Source organism: Colwellia marinimaniae (genome assembly GCF_002207865.1).
GTDB classification, from domain to species: domain Bacteria; phylum Pseudomonadota; class Gammaproteobacteria; order Enterobacterales; family Alteromonadaceae; genus Colwellia; species Colwellia marinimaniae.
Map to the genome: position 1 here is coordinate 1 of NZ_BDQM01000459.1, position 244 is coordinate 244.

Here is a 244-nt window from a genome sequence, read left to right on the forward strand (position 1 = left end):
CTATAACGATCTGATGGATTTCACTGAAGAAATGTTAAGTACGGTAGCGGTTGAGGTATTAGGCGCGACAGCTATGCCTTACGGCGACCACATGGTTGAGTTCGGCGGCAAATATACGCGCATGAGCATGTTAGACGCAATCAAACATTACAACTCAGAGCACGCAGTGATCCAAGCACTGACTAATGAAGGTGTTCAAGATCGTGAGTTAATGGTTTCTATTGCTAAATCACTGAACATGAAG

At 44.3% G+C, this 244-nt stretch carries 1 pseudogene; it reads left to right on the forward strand.

Going from position 1 to position 244, the window contains the following annotated elements:
- Positions 1-244 (forward strand): annotated as a pseudogene (gene lysS / locus MTCD1_RS20060) (lysine--tRNA ligase); the annotation flags it as partial.